The following is a 17,462-nucleotide window of genomic DNA, read 5'->3' as shown; positions in this document are numbered from 1 at the left end:
GCTTGTGGGAAAATATCCACTGATCGAGGATGATATCCGGGTTTGGCGGCCTTGTCGTCTACCGTAACACTGACCTTGGGAATGAGTGCCGGGTCTTGGCGTGGAACCTTTGGTTGACACCTATACCGGAACCATGGCACTTACAAGATTGCTTGCTGCAGAAAACGACCTTCCAAGCCGTTTTGTTGCAGGGTGTTTCATTGGGAGACTCCTGTAGCGATGATCTTGAAAAAAAATGACCCGATTGCCAAGGGCGAAGATTGAAGATGAATAAAAAAATGATCCTCTCTCTGGCTGTGGGGATACTACTTTCAGGGGGGGCAATCTATCTGTCTTTCCTGAATGTTCCCATAAATGAAATGGTTGAGTATGTTACTTCCATCAATTACTTTTGGGTGATTCCAGCCGTTATTGTTGTGTTAGTATGCCTTTTTTTAAGGGCGGTCCGCTGGCAGATTATCCTTCAACCTGTCTGCAGGATAAGCCTGATTGATGCCTTTCATCCATTGATGATTGGCTTTATGGTGAACGGTATATTGCCGGGAAGAGTTGGGGAATTTGTACGACCTGCCATCCTCCATCAAAAGAACAATATCCCTTACACCGCAGGACTTACAACCGTTGCAGCAGAACGGTTTTTGGACCTTTTTGCATTGATTACCCTTTTGGCCTTAGTTTTTTCTACACTGAAAATTGATTCCACACTTGAGTCTTCCTTTGAAGGGTATTTATTGAACCGCACTACCCTGATTTCAATTTTCTCAGGCATCATACAGCTTGGCTTGCTGCTTTTGACCGGTATTGTTATTGTCAGTTGGAACCGGTCCAAAAAAATAATCATCGATATGGTCAATGGCCTTCCGGGGCTGTTCTTTTTTGTTGGGGATACTATTAAGCGTAAAATTCAAAAAAAGGTTTCTGCTCCACTGGAACTGCTGATAAATAACATCGCATCCGGATTTGCACTTGTAAAACATCCTCCTCGAATTTTTATTACCCTGGTGCTCTCTTTTTTAATCTGGGGGCTTCAGGCTTTTTCCTGGTATCTGGTCTCCTGTGGCTGCCCAGGCATTGATCTTACTTTTTTGCAGTATACGGCAGTCATGGTCATTGTCTGTTTTTTTATTGTTCTTCCTTCGGTACCGGGATACTGGGGGCTGTGGGAAGCGGGTGGCATTTTTGCATTGTCCCTTTTTGCCGTTCCTCCGGAAAATGCCGCAGGTTTTATTCTGATCAATCATGCTGTTCAAATTTTTCCCGCGATCCTGATTGGGGCTTTATCTGTCTTTTTTTCAGGTGTTAATTTTCGAAAAATGGTTAAGAATATAAAAAGGTTATAAAATAATGAAAAACACCGGGGGAAAAGAGCTGCTGTACCTTTTTACCATAATTCTGGTGGTGGGGGGTATTGCAACAGGGGTGTCGTTCGGGGGCCGTTACACAAATATCTATTTAACTGTGTTATCCCTTTCAGGTCTTTGCAATTTGTTGTATATAAAATGGCTTGCTTTTGGACTTTCCACAAAATGGAGGAGAGTTGCTTTGGCCGTTACAGGAATATATGGCAGTGGAACTACCTGGAGAAATCTTCGGCATGGTTGATAAATTTGCATAAAATGGGTGCAAAGGGTTTTGAACACAGCCTTGATCTGGATAAGGTAGAGCGTTATTATAGGGTAGAGTGGAAGTTTTAAGCGTCGGTTGTTTAACAGGAGATCACCATACCTATGTGGGTGTATTGAATTGATGAAACATTTTTTTGAAAAGATTCAAGAATATCCTCCTGTTTTGGCGACCAATCAAGTCGTTCAGCGTCACCAATCAGCCTTTTTCTGGCTGATTCTGCTTCTATTTATGTTCCCGGTTTGTTTTTCGAAAATATACAGCTCGGATATCTGGTGGCATATGCAGCTCGGCAAGAGTATTCTGTCCAATCTGGGGTGGCCGGATTATACTGATTTTTATTTCAGTCCGACGAACACTGTGGTTAATGACTTGCGCTATTCCTGGTTAGGGAATGTGCTTCTCTACTTGGTCCATCTGCTGGGGGGCGATGTGGGCCTCCAGCTTTTTCGGGTGGGGCTTGTATGCGGATCATGTTTTCTTTTGTCTGCCATCATAGGTTATCGTTTTACCGGCTGGACCCTGCTTGCCTTTTTTATGCTTGTGGTGGGAACCTACCAGAACCAGCAGCTTAGAAATTCCATCTTTGCACTGCCGTTGACGGTGATTGTTTTCTGGCTCTGGTGGCAGGTGCAGTACAGAGTTAGGGATAAATGGATATATTTTTTTCCCTTGATTCTTGGGTTGTGGGGGTGCATTCATGGAAGTTACCTGTTCGGGTTCGGGCTCGTTGTCCTGATTTTTCTGGGGCATGGGGTCGATGTCTTAAGATTAGGCAAAGCATCTAAGGGCAGGGCCGGATTGTTTGGAAAATACCTGATCGTACTGGGCCTTTCATTTGCCCTGATTTCCATATGGAACCCCCAGGCTAAAGGTTTTTATAATCTTCAAAAAAATCAGCGGCTGTTTCACCTGGATCCCGTCGTCGATCGTCAACCGGTTTTGTTGCCGTTACAAACCGATCCCGCCGGGATCAATGGCGAAACCGTGGATGGACAAAAATCCCCGGGTATCTTCACAAAACTAAAAGTCACATTAAACAATATTATTTTTTCCACAACAGGCCCCAACCCCCTGTCCGGAGATTTTATTTCACCCTTTGATATGCTCCAGAGGGTCTATGTGTGGGTAAGTCTTTTTGTCGGGCTTATCGGTTCTGTCATTCTTTTGTTTTTCTCGCGCCCCATACGGTTCTCCCATTTGCTGCCCTTTTTTGCAGTGGTGGTGGCTGGATGTGGCTACCTGAGACTTGTCGGATATATTCCTGTTGTTACGCTGCCCCTGGTGTTTATCACATTTGCAAATGGAGAACTCAAGCTTCACGTTAAAAACGGATGGGCATCGGCTTTAGCCGTAATACTTTTGGTGGCATTGTATATTGATGTTGCCACGGGGTTTACCATTGTTCCGGGAACGAAAATGCATATTTTCGGACCGGGCAGGGTTCCCGTTTTTTCAGATAAATGCCCTGACCGGGTGATGGCGGAGTTTCCTGATAAAAAGATCTTTACAACGATTATGAATGGCGGCTATCTGCTCTACCGCTGGTTTCCTGAAAAAAAGGTATTTATTGACGGTTTTTTTGCCCCCCACACAAAGGAAGTCTTTGACGCCTTTTACAGAATTCAATTTGATAAGTCGTACAATCCTGATTCCCTGTTTTCGGAATTCGGCATTGAAATTGCCCTGGTCCCGTATTCAACCCCGGATATCAACAATAAATTTTTGTTTTCAGAAAACTGGTATCCCGTTTATGTGGACACAGGCTCCTTTCTCTATCTGTATCAGCCTGATTTCGCAAAGCAGGTATCCGTGCCCCGGATTCTTACGACCGCCGGGGAGATTGAAAATCTGCCCCAAGAATTTCGATCAAGACTTGTGAGCTGCATCTATCAGATCCCCCATGCGCTGATGAACAAAGGCCGTTTGAAAGATGCCAATTCCTTTATGGCGTTTCATGGGGAGTTATTTAAGAAGATAGAATATCTGGCAGATCCCATGCTTGTACGAGAGGTTCAGGATAATCTGGACATCAATACCGGATTTTACGGCAATGTGAACATCCGGGCCCTGTGGTTTGAGAAACTTCATTTTGACGCGGCCAACCAGGGCAATGTGCCGGATGTTCTTAAATACGGTGTTCATGTATTGGAACTTGCTCCAGACCGGTGCCCGGTCCTGTTAAACCTGGCTATTGTCCATGAGAATCAGGGAGAGTTGGAAAAGAGCGGAGAATATCTGGAGCGTCTTTTGGCGGCAAAGGAAAAAGACCCGGCATTCTGGAAGAAAAATGAAACAAAAATTGCAAAACTATATCTGAATTTATACAATTCCTGCAAAAAAAAGGGGAAGTACCCGGCTGCTTATCTGCTGCTCAGGGAGCCTTACCTGCAGGAATCCTATGGGGTGCAGAAAGAAAAACTGTACCAGGAGGGGCTCAAGCTTGTGGATGAGATGAACAAGGCCGGGGATGCAGCAGGGGCGTTCAAACTCCTCAGGGGTATGGAAAAGGATTTTCCCAGGTCAGGTCGAATGCTCAATGAGATTGCCTGGCATATTTTAAGCAACCGGACAAAGCTTTCCGTTGATGTAAAAACTGCAATTGATTATGCCACAAGGGCTGTCAAACTAATGGAAAAAGAAAATGATACATGGCTTGACCTGGCATACGATACCTTGGCGGAAGCCTATTATTGCATGAATGACCGTGATAAAATGCGCAAATTCGAGTTAAAAGCCATTGAGGTCGCTCCGGATGAACGTAAAGGTTTGTATAAGCATCGTTAAAAGGATCTTAATCTTTGCATTTAGCTTACGATAACAGGGGGTTTACGCTGATAGAAACCCTTGTCGCTTTTATGCTTCTTGTCATATCACTGACTGTTATCATGCAGCTTTTTTCAGGAGGGTTGAAGTCCGGCAGGGTTTCGGATGATTATCAGCGGGCTGTTCTTCTGGCAAAGGAAAAGATGGAGACAGTTCTTCTTCAAAAGCGTCTAGTGGAAACGGACATGGAGGAAGAAACAGATAATGGCTTTAAGATCAATATATCAATTCGGCATTTCAACATTAAAAAAAATGATTCTGAAACCCATGGGGATAGCCTGATAGAGCAGTTTTTGATAATCGTTGACGTGGGTTGGTCAACGGGGGGCAGTGGAAAGCATTATGGGATATCCACAGTTCAGAATTGCCAAAAGGGCGGGGCCGACTCCTGATGATCCCTGGGGCCGGCAAGGAGGGTTTCACCCTCATGGAGGTTGTTATCTCTTTGACCTTGATGGCGGTCATCATTGTGCTCATGATGGGTGGTTTCAGGCTGGGTGTGAGCGCATGGGAAAAAGGTGAAAGGGGGGTCGAGTCCCGCCAGAGGTATCGGATTGTCCTTGACCTTGTTAATACCCAGATTATATCTGTTGTGCCTGTTGTTGACCCATCCCAGATGAATTTTAAGGGAGATGCCAAGTCCATGGCTTTTTGCTCCATGTTTTCCATTGTACCAGGAAATGGGTCTGTACCGGTTTATGTGAAGTATCGGGTGGGGACAGAAAAGACCGGGGAGGGGGAGTCTCTCTTTCTTTTCGAGAAAAATTTATTATTTGTCAAAGCCAGTGCTGATGATGCAATGGATGTTGAACGTGAAGATTTTGTCAGGCTTATTTCCGGAGCTGTTGAGATCCATTTTGAATACCTTCCCGAAATGCCGGATAAGGGCAAGGTGGAATGGCTTGAATCGTGGGACTGGAACGAAAATAAAAAAATGCCGTCGGCAGTTAAACTCTTTATCAAGAAAAAAAGCAGTGAGGATCCGGTTGTCGTTATTGCACGGATCGAATCAAAGGGGTTTAAAGTTGATCCATGAAGAGAAAAAATCCATTCAATTATTGTGCTGATTGCCGAACTCATGGAGACGAGGCCGGTATAGCCCTTTTTTTTGTGCTTTGGGTGCTTGTATTGCTTTCGGTGATCACCGGTGAATTTTGCCGAACAATGAGAAACGAGGTCAATATAACCCGCAGTTACAAAGATGCAACCCAGGCTTTTTATATTGCAAGGGCTGGGTTTAACATTGCCGTTTCGGAGTTGATAAAAAAGCCGGAAGAGAAAATTGGTAAAAATGTTTTTTCCAAGGTAGATCCCGTGGAAGATCCGGTTATTGACTGGCGGGTTAACACGGATTTGCCGGAGATTGAATTTGCCCAGGGCCGATTTAAGGTTCAATTAGGAAATGACAGCGGTAGGATAGATATCAACAAAGCCGGAAGATTCCTTTTTACGATTTTGTTGAACGGGATAGACCTTGATGATTATGAAAAAAGCGTGATAATTGATTCTATTTTTGACTGGAGAGATAAAGACAGCATACAACATGCAAATGGTGCAGAGGATGATTACTATCTGTCCCTGGATAATCCTTACCCCTGTGGCAATGGTGATTTTAAATCGATAGAAGAACTTATGCTGGTCAGAGGTGTCGATGAAAAGCTGTTCAATGAAACGCTAAAAGAGCGGATAACCGTCTCTCCCAACGAAAGAGGACTGATCTTCAGAGGCGGGAATTTCAATAGTGAGAATAAAGAGGCCTTTGATTATGACAAGATCAATTTGAATGCCGCACCCCCTGGAGTGCTGAAGGCTTTTCCCCTGATGACCGATGCCGCTGTCCAGGCCATTATTGATTACAGGCAGGAAAAGGATTTTACGTCCATTCTGGAGCTGGCCTCGGTTGTCCCTAAAGCGGTTTTTGGTGGCGCTTCCCCTTACCTTACATTAAAGTACTTGCCGTTATTCACTATGAAATCGACGGGAATGGTTGATGGTGACAATGTTAAAAACGAGATTCAGGCAAGGCTCAGGGTGGACAGTAAACTGGAAATGGGGTATGAGATCATTCAATGGCTGCAATGATATATTAGCGGCTCTTTTAGTGTTCATAGCGTTCCAGTTGATTGTATTTGAAAGGTTGTGGAGGCGTTGATGTTTTTTCAAAATAGCATTGGTATTGATATAAGAGAGAACAGTATTATAGTTTTGAGGTTGAAATCTTCGTTCAAGGGGATTCGCCTGGTAGCCCATAATGAATTTGTTCTGCAAAAGAAGGAAACTCTTGAACAAAATCTTGTTTCTGCCGCAGAATTTGTCGGGGAGTGGATAGATCAGGACACCCCTGAATCAGCCTTGATTCATCTTGGCATTCCAAGATCCCTGGCTATTTTGAAATTCATTGAACTTCCCTTTGCCGTAAAGGAAAATCTTGGAACAACGCTGAAGTACGAGATGGACAAGCATGTCCCAATTCCTGTGGATGATATCGACTTTGATTATCAGATTCTGGAGGCGGATGAAAAGCGCAACTTATTGAGGGTGCTGCTTGTTGTTGTCAAAAAAAAGAGCCTTCGGCCCTATCTCAATTTCATAAAGGGTCTGGGGCAAAAAGTTTTGGGTGTTGAAATCACCTCGTCCGCATTTTTTAACTGTTTTTGCCATCTGTCAAACGGGGCGTTTAAAGGGCGTCAGGCCTTTGTCGGTTTAACGTCAGAACTATTGGAGATCGGAATTGTTGAACACGGTTTGCTGACCAGTTCAAGATCTTTTCCCCTTGCCGAGTATGATGGCGAGGTTCAGGGGCTCATCGAGTCGGAATTGCATTCACTGGTTGAGGTCTCCAGGTCTGAAAAGCTTTCTGTTAAACTATTTCCATGGGGATTGACACGTGATGGGGATCTTTTAAAGCAGCTCGGAAAAAATGATGCCTTTGATATTGAGATAATGGATTGGACAAAGGCGGGGGTGTTTTCACCGGATCAGCCTTCACCGGAGGCAATAGTGGCCCTGGGGCTTGCATTAAAAGGCCTGAAAAAACTTCCCCTGCAGATTAATCTGTTGCCCTTTGTCATGCGGAGAAAGCCGGACAGGGCAGGGTTGTATTTTATGGCTGTTTTTGCTGTTTTGGCGATCCTGTCGTGTGCGTCATGGGGGGGCAGTTTCATACTCCACCAGAAAATGGTTATGGAAGAGATGCAGGCACAGATAAAAACCCTTGGTGTGGAGGTATTATCCCTGGACACCCTTCAAAAAAACTGCAGAAATCTGGAAGAACGTGTTGACTTTTTAAATAATATCAAGCTTGAAAGAGTATCAATAACCGATACCCTGAAGGCACTTAGCGTCATTGTACCCAAGGAAACCTGGCTTCAAGGATTTACCTATTCCGAGAAAGGGATGCAGATAGAGGGTACGGCACGGTCGGCTTCTGAAATGATTTCTTTGCTGGAAGCGTCTCCGCTTTTTAAAGATGTGGTTTTCATGACCACAATCCGGAAGGATAAAGAGGGAAACGAGAAGTTCAAGATAGGGTTGAAGGTGGAAGGTTAAATTGAAAATTACAAGAGAGCGGCGCAATATTCTTATCTGCGGTGTGGTATTGATTCTTTTTGGGATGCTGTATCGAAACTTCCATCTTATCGAGGATCTCGGTTCATCGAAAAGTGAGATACGGCTTAAACAGAAACAACTATTGAAATATCAGCAAAAGGTGAGTGAAAAGCCGGTCCTGGAAAAGAGATATGTTCGGTTGACCCGTCTTGCGGAAAGATCCGAGGCTGATCTGCTGAACGGAAAAACCCCTGCCCTTGCCGCAGTGGATCTTCAAAATATTGTAAACGAGATTGCCGATGGTGAAGATATTGTCATAAAAACCATGCGGGTCATGCCAAACAGGACGTTTGACCACCCCTCTTTTCTTGGTATCTCAGTTCAACTTACCTTTTCGTCGACCATCAGTCAATTGTGGAAGCTGCTCTACAGGATAGAATCATTTCCTAAAATTTTGAAGGTGACCGACATAAAAATTGTGAGAAACTCTGGCCAGAATCTGGAGGGGCTGTTATTGCCAACTCTCACCGTTGAGGGTGTTATGGACGTAACAGGTGAGGTGGAGAAATGATCTCAAGGGTGTGGATGATAAACCTGGCATTGCTGTTTTTGATTGTTTTTGCCCTTGTCAAAACGTTTGGGGTCTGGACCCAACCCGCATGGACGACACTCGAAAAGTCCGTTCAGGGGAGGGGAGAACAGGATCTTAAAAATAATTACAAGATCACCATGCCGCCTAAATCTTCCTATGGGGTTGTGGCGGAAAATAATCTATTTGCACCGGACAGGAAGGTGTTTGAACCTGTTCCAGCGTTGTCGGTGGCACCTGAGGTGGTAAAGGAACCCGAGGTGGAGCCTGATCCGGAAATTAAAAAAGTGGTGGTAGCCGGTGTCAACATCGTTCTGTACGGTGTGATCCTCATGGCGGATTACAGGTCTGCTCTTTTGAGCAATCCTGATTTGGAGCACCAGGGTGACAAAAAACAGATTTGGGTGAAACCCGGAGATGTCGTTGGTACCTTAACGGTGGATGATATTTTAAAAGACCGGGTCATTCTTAATGATAATTCCAAGAAGATAGCCGTTCTCCTTTACGATTCTGACAAAGTCAGGCAACGGACAGTATCAAAGAAAATAAACAGGCCGAAAGTGGTCGCGACAGATAGTGCCGATGCCAAACCTGCCCAGGATAAGGTGGATTCCCCTGGGGAATCCCAAAATGGGGAGGAAATCAAATATAAGGTTTTTGATACACCGTTTGGAAAAATTAAGAAAAGGATAAACTAGTAATGACAAAGAAGACTGCAGCGGGGAATAAAACCTTTCTATTGATTTTGTTGTTAGGATTATTCGTATTTTCAGGATGTGCAGGTGGTAAGCCTGCTGTTAAATATGAAAGTGTCCCGAATATAACAAAGACGAGCCCTTCGGCGGATTTGCCCGAATCACCATCCGGGACCCCCGTTGCGGCCATAAAAGACGGTCCTGGATCAACCGGGCAAAATAGTGAGGATAGAATTCTACCCCTGATGAAACAGAGGGCCGGGCATGGATCTGCCCTTAAGATTACAGAAGGAAAAACAGATGGGTCCGAAAAAACGGATGGAAATTCATTTTTAATGGACAGGGAGACTGTTCCGTTAAATGCTTTGAAGTCGGGAAAAAACAGCGGCAGGTCATTACCGATCCAACGGAATGAATCAAAGCCCGGTGGCCTGGTTCTTAATTTTGATAATGCCGACCTTTATGAGGTTGTCAGGACCATGGCTGAAATTTTAAAGATAAATTATCTTGTTGAGAAGGATATCAGTGGTGCTGTAACCATCCATACCGCAGGCCAATTAAAAAGAGATGAGCTCTTTTATGTCTTTTATCAGATCCTTGAGATTAACGGCCTGACAGCTGTCCGCGATGGGGATCTGTATAGAATCGTTGCCCTGAATGAAGCGTCCCGAATGCCCATTGGGCTGCGAACCTCAACCGATGATGGAGAAATTTCCCATGGCGAAAGGGTGATTATTCAGATTGTTCCCCTGAAATTCATTTCTGCTGTGGAAATGACTAAAATTATCACCCCCTTTATTTCTGCAGACGGAACGATTGTTTCCCAGGCCGATTCAAACATGATGCTGTTAGTGGATAAGGGCACGAACATCGACAAGGCACTTAGGTTGGTCAAGGTATTTGATGTAGATATTTTCAAACGGGTCGATCACCGTTTGTACACAATGGCCCATGCCGACCCCACCGAAATCATGCAGACTTTGAACCAATTTTTTACATCCTACGGCCAGTCCCTGGGAAAGGATGTTAAGCTTATTGAGTTGGGGCGGTTGAACGCCATAATGGCAATCAGTTCAAAGTCGGAGATTTTTGATAAAATCGACGAACTTATTTCCCTGCTGGATGTACCCGTTGACGGGTATGAACCAAGGATTTTTATCTATAATGTGAGAAACGGCGAAGCATCGGAGTTGGGAGATCTTTTATCGACAATTTTTTCCGGTAAAAAAGAGTCGCCATCAGAGGATAAAAATATAAAGAGTTCATCAAAAAAAGAACCTTCACAAGCTATGCTGCCCGTTCAAATTGTTTCCAAGAAAGAAATCAATGACCCCAAAACCAAAGCCCGGCCAACCCCGAATTCCATTTCAGGTTCTTCATCCCTGAACACCAGCATTAACATCATTCCGGATGCGATTCGAAACGCATTGATCATTGAGGCGACCCCTGCAGATTACCAGGTCGTTCTTGACGTATTAAAAAGACTCGACGTTCTTCCCCGGCAGGTACTGATAGAGGTAACCCTGGCCGAGGTTACACTGAACGATAGCTCCTCCCTTGGTGTAGAATGGACTTTTATTAAGGACGGTGGGTCCGTCGCCGACGGATTGATCCAGGGCACTCTTGGGAGCACGAATGTTCTACAGTATAATTTCGGCAATACCCAGAAATGGGCGGCAACTTTGACGGCCCTTGCAAGTAAAGGGGATGTCAATATCCTTTCTTCCCCCAGTGTACTGGCATCGGACAACAAAGAGGCAAAAATAGATATTTCCACCGAAGTTCCAGTTGTAACCACGGAATATAAATATGGAACAGATGGTGATGATATGCTGGCAACCAATATCCAATACCGAAACACCGGTGTGATTCTGACCGTGACTCCCCATATCAATGAGAGGGGGCTTGTCAGCATGGAAATCAACCAAGAGGTCAGTGAGCAGGCCGATGCTGTTTTGGCCGGTGGACAGGAGTATCCTTCATTTTATAAGAGATCCGTTCAGACCACCCTCACGGTCAATGACAATCAGACTATTGCAATCGGTGGCCTGATGAGAAAGAAAGAAGAGGATTCATCTGCCGGTATTCCGTTGTTAAATCAGCTTCCCTTTTTTAAGTATCTGTTTGGAAAGACAGCGGGTGGTAATGAAAAAAATGAACTGATCATTTTAATAACACCCCGTGTTGTAAGTGATCTAGATGATATCGACCAGGTGACAAATGAATTCCGGCAACGGGTGGGAAATACGGGAAAGATTCTAATGGGCACGGGGACATATAGTGGAGAATGATTGCGAGTAAGATGAGAGTTTTATAATTGCAATGTATTGGTCGGGATTATAAATATACGCATTCCTATGAAAGTGTTTGCCCCATATCGTTCAATTTACCCATCAACGGTGCCCAGATCCGTTGTTGCGTTCTGGATCCTGTGCGTCGTTTTACAGGCAGGGCCGGGGCTGGCTTTAGAGGATTTGATTGCGCCGAAAATCGGGGTTGTTATTTCCATGAAGATCAGGCCCTATATGGAGGCTGCTGAAGGAATAGAAGGGGTGATTTCAACCTTTGGAGGGCAGGCAGACCTGTTTTTTGTCGAAAATAACACCGACAAGCAAACCCAGATTTTGACGGAAAAGATATTGTCCGGCAAATATGACCAGTGTATCGGGGTGGGCCCGGAAGCGGCCAGGTATCTATGGGCGTTGAAGCCTGATCCTTCTCCAATCTATTCCATGCTTCTGAATCCTGAAGACGTTGTGGGAACCGGGGGAAATGAATGCGGTATTTCGTTGAATATTCCTGTGTCCGATCAGATTGATATCATTTCAAGGGTATTTCCCGACCTTAAATCCCTGGGCCTTTTATATGATCCTGCCAATAATGGCAATTTTGCAAAAACTGCTGTTGCACTATCCGCTATAAAGAATTTAAAAATCACAAAGCTGGCGGTTTCCCATCGTAAAATGATTCCTGAAGTGCTTTTTGGCGGCTGGAACACGATTGACGCTCTATGGCTGATTCCAGACCGTACCTTTATATCGGAAAGTATTATCCAGTATATAATCAAGGAGGCGATTTCCAATAATGTAGCAGTCATTGGTTTTAACCGGTTTTTTTTTCAAAGTGGTGCTGCCCTTTCTTTTGTCATGGATTATGGAGCAATAGGACGTCAAACCGGTGAATTTGCATTAAAGCGTTTGAAGGACGGGCGGTGCGTAAAGGTTGTTCCTGCGTTTAAAATCATGCTCAATGACGCCATTATAAAAAAGGTCGGTATTGCAGTGGAAGGTGAAAAATGAGAAAAGCAGGTATCCATGCAAGGCTCCTTGTTGCGGGTTTTTTTCTGATCTGCGCTGCAACCTTTTCCCTTGATTATATGGCTGTTCAGATAACACGGCAGTTTATGGACAAGAGATTCAAGGACAGAATTACCTTTCTGGCCAAATATCTTGCCATGAACTCCGAGGTCGGCGTTCTGATTGGAGACAAGGCCGGATTACGGATTCTGGCTTTAAATCTGCTTGGTGAAGAGGATGTTGCAAGGGTGACGGTTATAAATGAGGATGGAAAAATACTTGTCGAACAGTCACGCCCTGTTTCTGGAAAACAATTCAGTGTTGAAACACCCGTTGTTTTTAAAAAAAACATAAATGAGAATCTGCTTTTCAGGAGCCGCCAGACGCTGTTCGGGGAACAAAAGACTACCGGGATGGAATATATCGGCAAGGTACGTATCCACTATACCACCTATGGAATTGATCAGTTAATGGTGGAGATCACCCGGCAGTTTTTCATTGTATCCGGGGTGCTGGTCGTCCTGGCTGCCATTATCTTCTTTTTTATCTCCCGATCCATTGTAAAGGAGGTCACATGGCTTGCCGAGACTGCTGCCCGTGTGGGTCAGGGTGCCAAGGATTTAAGGGCACCCGTGGGCAATCTCCCTGAGACCCGAAATCTTGCCGTTGCCTTTAACCGTATGCTCGATTCCCTGGAGAAAAGCCGAAAGGATTATGAACGGGTCAATCAGGCCCTGCTCAAGCAGAGCGCCTTGGCGGAAAGGGGAAAATTTTCCCTGATGGTTGCCCATGAGGTGAAAAATCCCCTGAGCATCATCAAGGGGTCTTTTCAAATGCTTAAAAAAGATTTTTCACTTCCCCATGATAATTTAATGATTCAATACATTGACGATGAAGTTGAAAGACTCAACCGATTGATCGAAGATTTTCTTCTCTTTGCCCGCCCGTGTGAACCCATGCTTCGCCAGGTGGATCTAAATTTAATGATGAAGGATATTGTGGCCCGTTTTGAAGTTCAGTTAATCTCGTCTCCGGTTGAAATTAAATCCTGTATCAAAGATGAACCCTGGTATTCCATGGCGGATATGGATCTTCTGATAAGGGGGGTCAGCAATATTGTAAAAAATGCCTGTGAGGCAAACCAAAGGGGTGGGGTTGTGGGCGTCCATGTCGTGTGTGATGCCGATCAGTGGGCGGTGGAGATTTGCGATCAGGGAGATGGCGTAGAAAGTGAAAACCTGGAGAGAATTTTTGATCCGTTTTTCACGACCCGGGCAAGCGGAACCGGACTTGGACTTGCTTTTGCCCGGCAGGTTATCGGGGATCATGCCGGTACCATAGGGGTGAAAAATGCAAAAGAAGGGGGTGCTGTTTTCACTATCACCCTACCCAGAATGGAAGAGAACGAAGCAGTTAAGGTGTAAAACAATGGCTCGAATACTGATTGTCGATGATGAAGAGAAAATTCGCTATCTTCTCTCAATTATGATTGGGAGGAGGGCACATCTGGTGGACCAGGCAAAGGACGGGGCCGAGGCCCTGGAGATGGTCAGCTCCACACCCTATGATATGGTTATTACCGATATGAAGATGCCCCGTCTTGATGGAACAGGTCTTTTAAAGCAGATCATGCTTCTGGACATTCCCTGCCCCGTTGTCTTTATTACCGCCTTTGCCACAGTGGAGTCTGCGGTGGAGGCCATGCGCATGGGGGCTGCGGATTATCTTACAAAACCCTTTGAAGAAGAATCTGTCCTTCTGACGGTGGAGCGGACCCTTAAGTTGTCCCGTATTATGGCGGAGAACAGGGACCTGAAAAAACAGCTTGATAATGGTGCCTGTGCTAGTAAGATGATTTTTGAATCAAAGGTCATGTCCGATATTATCGATCTTGCTGCAAAGGTGGGGAAAAGTGACTCAGCCATATTGATAAGTGGCGAGTCCGGAACCGGGAAGGAGTTGCTGGCTAAGTATATTCATGGTCAGAGCCTGCGCTCCCACAAACGCTTTGTGCCTTTAAACTGCGCTGCAATATCTCCGAACCTGGTGGAATCGGAACTGTTCGGATATGAGAAAGGTGCGTTTACCGGTGCAAATAAAAGATCCATTGGAAAATTTGAATATGCATCCGGCGGAACGCTTTTCCTCGATGAGATCGGGGATTTACCGTTGGATGCCCAGGCAAAACTTTTGCGGGCGCTTCAGGAGAAAAAGATCCAGCGGGTGGGGGGGAATGCCGAGATCCCGGTTGATGTACGTATCGTGTGCGCAACCCATCAGGATCTCGATGGTCTGGTGGAGAAAAATCGGTTTCGGAGGGACCTTTATTACAGAATAAACGTGTTTCCCCTCTCTCCTCCACCCCTGCGTGAAAGAAAGGAAGATATCCCCGCCCTGGCCGTTCATTTTCTGAAAGAGAGCTTTAATGGAAACGATGTTGTTTTAACGGATGGGGCAAAACGTCTGCTTGCCCAATACCCATGGCCGGGTAATGTTCGTGAACTTGCAAATGCCATTGAAAGGGCTGTTATTCTTGAAGAGAACAATGCCATCACTGCGCAGACATTATCTTTTTTAAAGAAAGCCCATGGTCCTGGGGAAAATGAGGGAGACTATAAACTTCCGCCGGATGGTGTCTGTCTCCAAACCCTGGAGACAGATATTGTGAGACAGGCACTTGACATGGCCGGCCAGAACCAGACGGTGGCCGCAAAAATGCTGGGATTGACCCGGGCCAAATTCAGGGTTCTGATGAAAAGAGACTAAAAAAAATATGCGTTTTATTAAACCATACATTTCTCCAGCCTTGTTTTTTTTACTGATCTTCCAGATTCATGGGGGGGCCTCAGCAGCGGGGTCTCCCCCCGGGGAAGCGTTGGTCGCCGAGACAACCATGCTTATGTTTGTTGGCGAAGACCTTGATGTGCTCTCCATTGCGTCCCGCAGGGAAGAGCGGGTTGATAAGGCCCCGGCCGTGGCCCGGGTGATATTGGGGGAAACGCTCCGGGAAAACGGATCCGATACTCTGGGCAAGGCCCTTCAATGGGTTCCTGGATTTTATATGGCTCAAAAAGAGTGGGGCTCCAGGCCCTATTTGCGTGGGATTCCGGATTCTGTTTTGTTTTTGTATGATTCAGTTCCGGTTGAGTCGAGTCTTTCAAACGCCCTGCCTCCCATGGACAATGAGTTGTCCCTGGCGTCTGTAAAACGTATAGAGATCATACAGGGGCCCGGATCCGTGCTTTGGGGTGCGGATGCCTTTGCCGGTATCGTAAATGTGGTCCCAATGACGGGCAAGGACCTTGACGGTTCTGAAATCGGAGTGACCGTTGGATCAACCGGCGAGGAAAACGGGGCATATTTGAATCTTGGCCATGATGCCGGGGATTGGGACGCCTTTTTTTCCATGTCCTATCGTGAAGTCAATGGGGATGGGACTAGGGAATGTATCACCGATTTCTGGAACGATGGATTACGGCCGACGCTTCCGGAAAACCGCTGGGGAAATGCGCCGGATACTTCCCGATATTTTGAGGCTTCAACATCCATATCCCTGGAAGACCTGTTTGTGGTTTCCGCCCGATTCAGCGATTATGTAAATCCCTATGTACTCTCCGATACTGAAAGGGGTGTCTCATGGTATGAGAGTCGTGACACTTCCTCGGGTTTTATCAAGGTCGATGGTGTAAGGGAACTGGATCAACTCACCTCCCTTCGTTTTTCCGGTTCGTTTTCAAGGATTGCTCCCGGCTATGAGGTCGTGGATAAACGCATGGAGCAGGAGGAGAGGACCCTGTATGGCGAATTTGTTCTTGACCGGTCTTTTTTTAAGGCAGCCGGGCTTTTCACAGCCGGGGTTTCATTAAAAAAAATGCGTATTGATAATGCGGTGGTGTGGGATGGCTATCTTCCCGACTACCTGAAGCCGGACAATACCTTTTTACTGCCCATTGTACGCTATGCAGATACAGATGGAGATCTCAGATCAATTTTCGGACAATACCGGCATAAAATCAGGGATGTTGATTTCTGGCTGGGCGTTAGAAGCGACGCCCACAGCAGTTACAAGGATCAGGTCAGTTTTAACACCGGTGTGACTTGGACACCGTCGCCTGTGTGGGTTTACAAGATCATTTACGGCAATGCATACCGAACGCCCTATGCCCGTCAGTTTGTCGAGGTGGAGGATAGCCCGGATCTTGAAAATATTACCAGCCTGAACCTCCAGGCCCTATGGAAACCCCTGAAAGAATTTGAGGCAGGGGTGTGCCTATTTTCCAATAAGATTCAAGATCATGGTATGGAAGACCCCTATGCCGGTGCTTCAGAGCCCAGCAGCCAAAGAATTGAAGGGGTGACGCTTGAGACTGTTTTCTCTTTGTTTGCAAACCTGAAAATCGGCGCGAATCTGACCCTGATGCAACACAGTGGTCCGGATGAACTGTACAGATACAATGATTATTCCTACATGGGCGAAGACGGTGAGATAATAAAACATTATATTGACCTTTATTACCCCTATGACGTCGGTCCGGAAAATTTGTTTAACTTAACGGCAACCTGGACCCCTGTAAAAGATGTTTCCCTGGCAGCAGGAATTAGGTATGCCGGATCAAGAGACCTGATTTACCCCCGCACTGAAAATATTGTCACTGTCCCGGGCATGTGGCTCGGGGATTTAACGGCTGTCATGGGAAATTTTCCCGTTCCCGGAGTTAATCTGGAGATCGCCGTTAGAAACCTGTTTAACGAGGCCTATGAAACTCCGGGGACATACAGCACCATAACTGGTGAACCTTTTTCCGTGAGGGTGATGTTGAGCAAGAGATGGTAAAAAAAAAGAAATTGGCTGGATATGACCAGGCTTGGCTATATCTGAACTAT

14 protein-coding genes are annotated in these 17,462 nt (G+C 45.6%); all 14 read left to right on the top strand.

Annotated elements, in window-relative coordinates:
- Window positions 1–266 precede the first annotated feature (266 nt).
- Complete coding sequence (locus HRM2_RS14920; protein WP_015904865.1) at window positions 267–1,340, top strand: lysylphosphatidylglycerol synthase transmembrane domain-containing protein; 1,074 nt, start codon at window positions 267–269, stop codon at window positions 1,338–1,340.
- A 4-nt stretch (window positions 1,341–1,344) separates the two neighbouring features.
- Complete coding sequence (locus HRM2_RS14915; protein ID WP_015904864.1) at window positions 1,345–1,602, top strand: hypothetical protein; 258 nt, start codon at window positions 1,345–1,347, stop codon at window positions 1,600–1,602.
- Window positions 1,603–1,905: 303 nt separating this feature from the next.
- Window positions 1,906–4,410 (top strand): tetratricopeptide repeat protein, encoded by a 2,505-nt coding sequence (locus HRM2_RS14910; RefSeq protein ID WP_148214639.1) that lies wholly within the window; start codon window positions 1,906–1,908, stop codon window positions 4,408–4,410.
- 14 nt (window positions 4,411–4,424) lie between these two features.
- Window positions 4,425–4,841, top strand: a complete 417-nt coding sequence (locus tag HRM2_RS14905) for a type IV pilus modification PilV family protein (protein ID WP_015904862.1) — start codon at window positions 4,425–4,427, stop codon at window positions 4,839–4,841.
- A gap of 35 nt (window positions 4,842–4,876) precedes the next feature.
- On the top strand, window positions 4,877–5,485 hold the full coding sequence (locus HRM2_RS14900; protein WP_187149261.1) for a hypothetical protein: 609 nt from the start codon (window positions 4,877–4,879) through the stop codon (window positions 5,483–5,485).
- On the top strand, window positions 5,482–6,531 hold the full coding sequence (locus HRM2_RS14895; RefSeq protein ID WP_015904860.1) for a type II secretion system minor pseudopilin: 1,050 nt from the start codon (window positions 5,482–5,484) through the stop codon (window positions 6,529–6,531). Before HRM2_RS14900 ends, HRM2_RS14895 begins: the two co-directional genes overlap by 4 nt.
- Window positions 6,532–6,600: 69 nt before the next feature.
- Window positions 6,601–7,998, top strand: a complete 1,398-nt coding sequence (locus tag HRM2_RS14890) for a PilN domain-containing protein (protein ID WP_015904859.1) — start codon at window positions 6,601–6,603, stop codon at window positions 7,996–7,998.
- A gap of 1 nt (window position 7,999) precedes the next feature.
- On the top strand, window positions 8,000–8,569 hold the full coding sequence (gspM, locus tag HRM2_RS14885) for a type II secretion system protein GspM (RefSeq protein WP_015904858.1): 570 nt from the start codon (window positions 8,000–8,002) through the stop codon (window positions 8,567–8,569).
- A complete protein-coding gene (locus HRM2_RS14880) occupies window positions 8,566–9,285 on the top strand; it encodes a hypothetical protein (protein WP_015904857.1) in 720 nt (239 codons plus the stop codon). The genes gspM and HRM2_RS14880 overlap by 4 nt, the downstream gene beginning before the upstream one ends.
- Before the next feature lie 242 nt (window positions 9,286–9,527).
- Complete coding sequence (gene gspD / locus HRM2_RS14875; RefSeq protein WP_187149260.1) at window positions 9,528–11,573, top strand: type II secretion system secretin GspD; 2,046 nt, start codon at window positions 9,528–9,530, stop codon at window positions 11,571–11,573.
- Window positions 11,574–11,789: 216 nt separating this feature from the next.
- On the top strand, window positions 11,790–12,581 hold the full coding sequence (locus HRM2_RS14870) for an ABC transporter substrate-binding protein (protein ID WP_187149259.1): 792 nt from the start codon (window positions 11,790–11,792) through the stop codon (window positions 12,579–12,581).
- Window positions 12,578–14,002: a sensor histidine kinase gene (locus HRM2_RS14865; protein WP_015904854.1), complete on the top strand. Its 1,425-nt coding sequence runs from the start codon at window positions 12,578–12,580 to the stop codon at window positions 14,000–14,002. Before HRM2_RS14870 ends, HRM2_RS14865 begins: the two co-directional genes overlap by 4 nt.
- 4 nt (window positions 14,003–14,006) lie before the next feature.
- Window positions 14,007–15,344, top strand: coding sequence for a sigma-54-dependent transcriptional regulator (locus HRM2_RS14860; RefSeq protein ID WP_015904853.1), 1,338 nt, complete (start codon window positions 14,007–14,009; stop codon window positions 15,342–15,344).
- A gap of 40 nt (window positions 15,345–15,384) precedes the next feature.
- On the top strand, window positions 15,385–17,412 hold the full coding sequence (locus HRM2_RS14855; protein ID WP_232364040.1) for a TonB-dependent receptor plug domain-containing protein: 2,028 nt from the start codon (window positions 15,385–15,387) through the stop codon (window positions 17,410–17,412).
- The last annotated feature ends 50 nt before the right edge of the window (window positions 17,413–17,462 follow it).

It is taken from the genome of Desulforapulum autotrophicum HRM2 (assembly GCF_000020365.1).
Taxonomy (GTDB): Bacteria; Desulfobacterota; Desulfobacteria; order Desulfobacterales; family Desulfobacteraceae; genus Desulforapulum; species Desulforapulum autotrophicum.
This window is presented reverse-complemented; position numbering and strand designations above follow the sequence as displayed.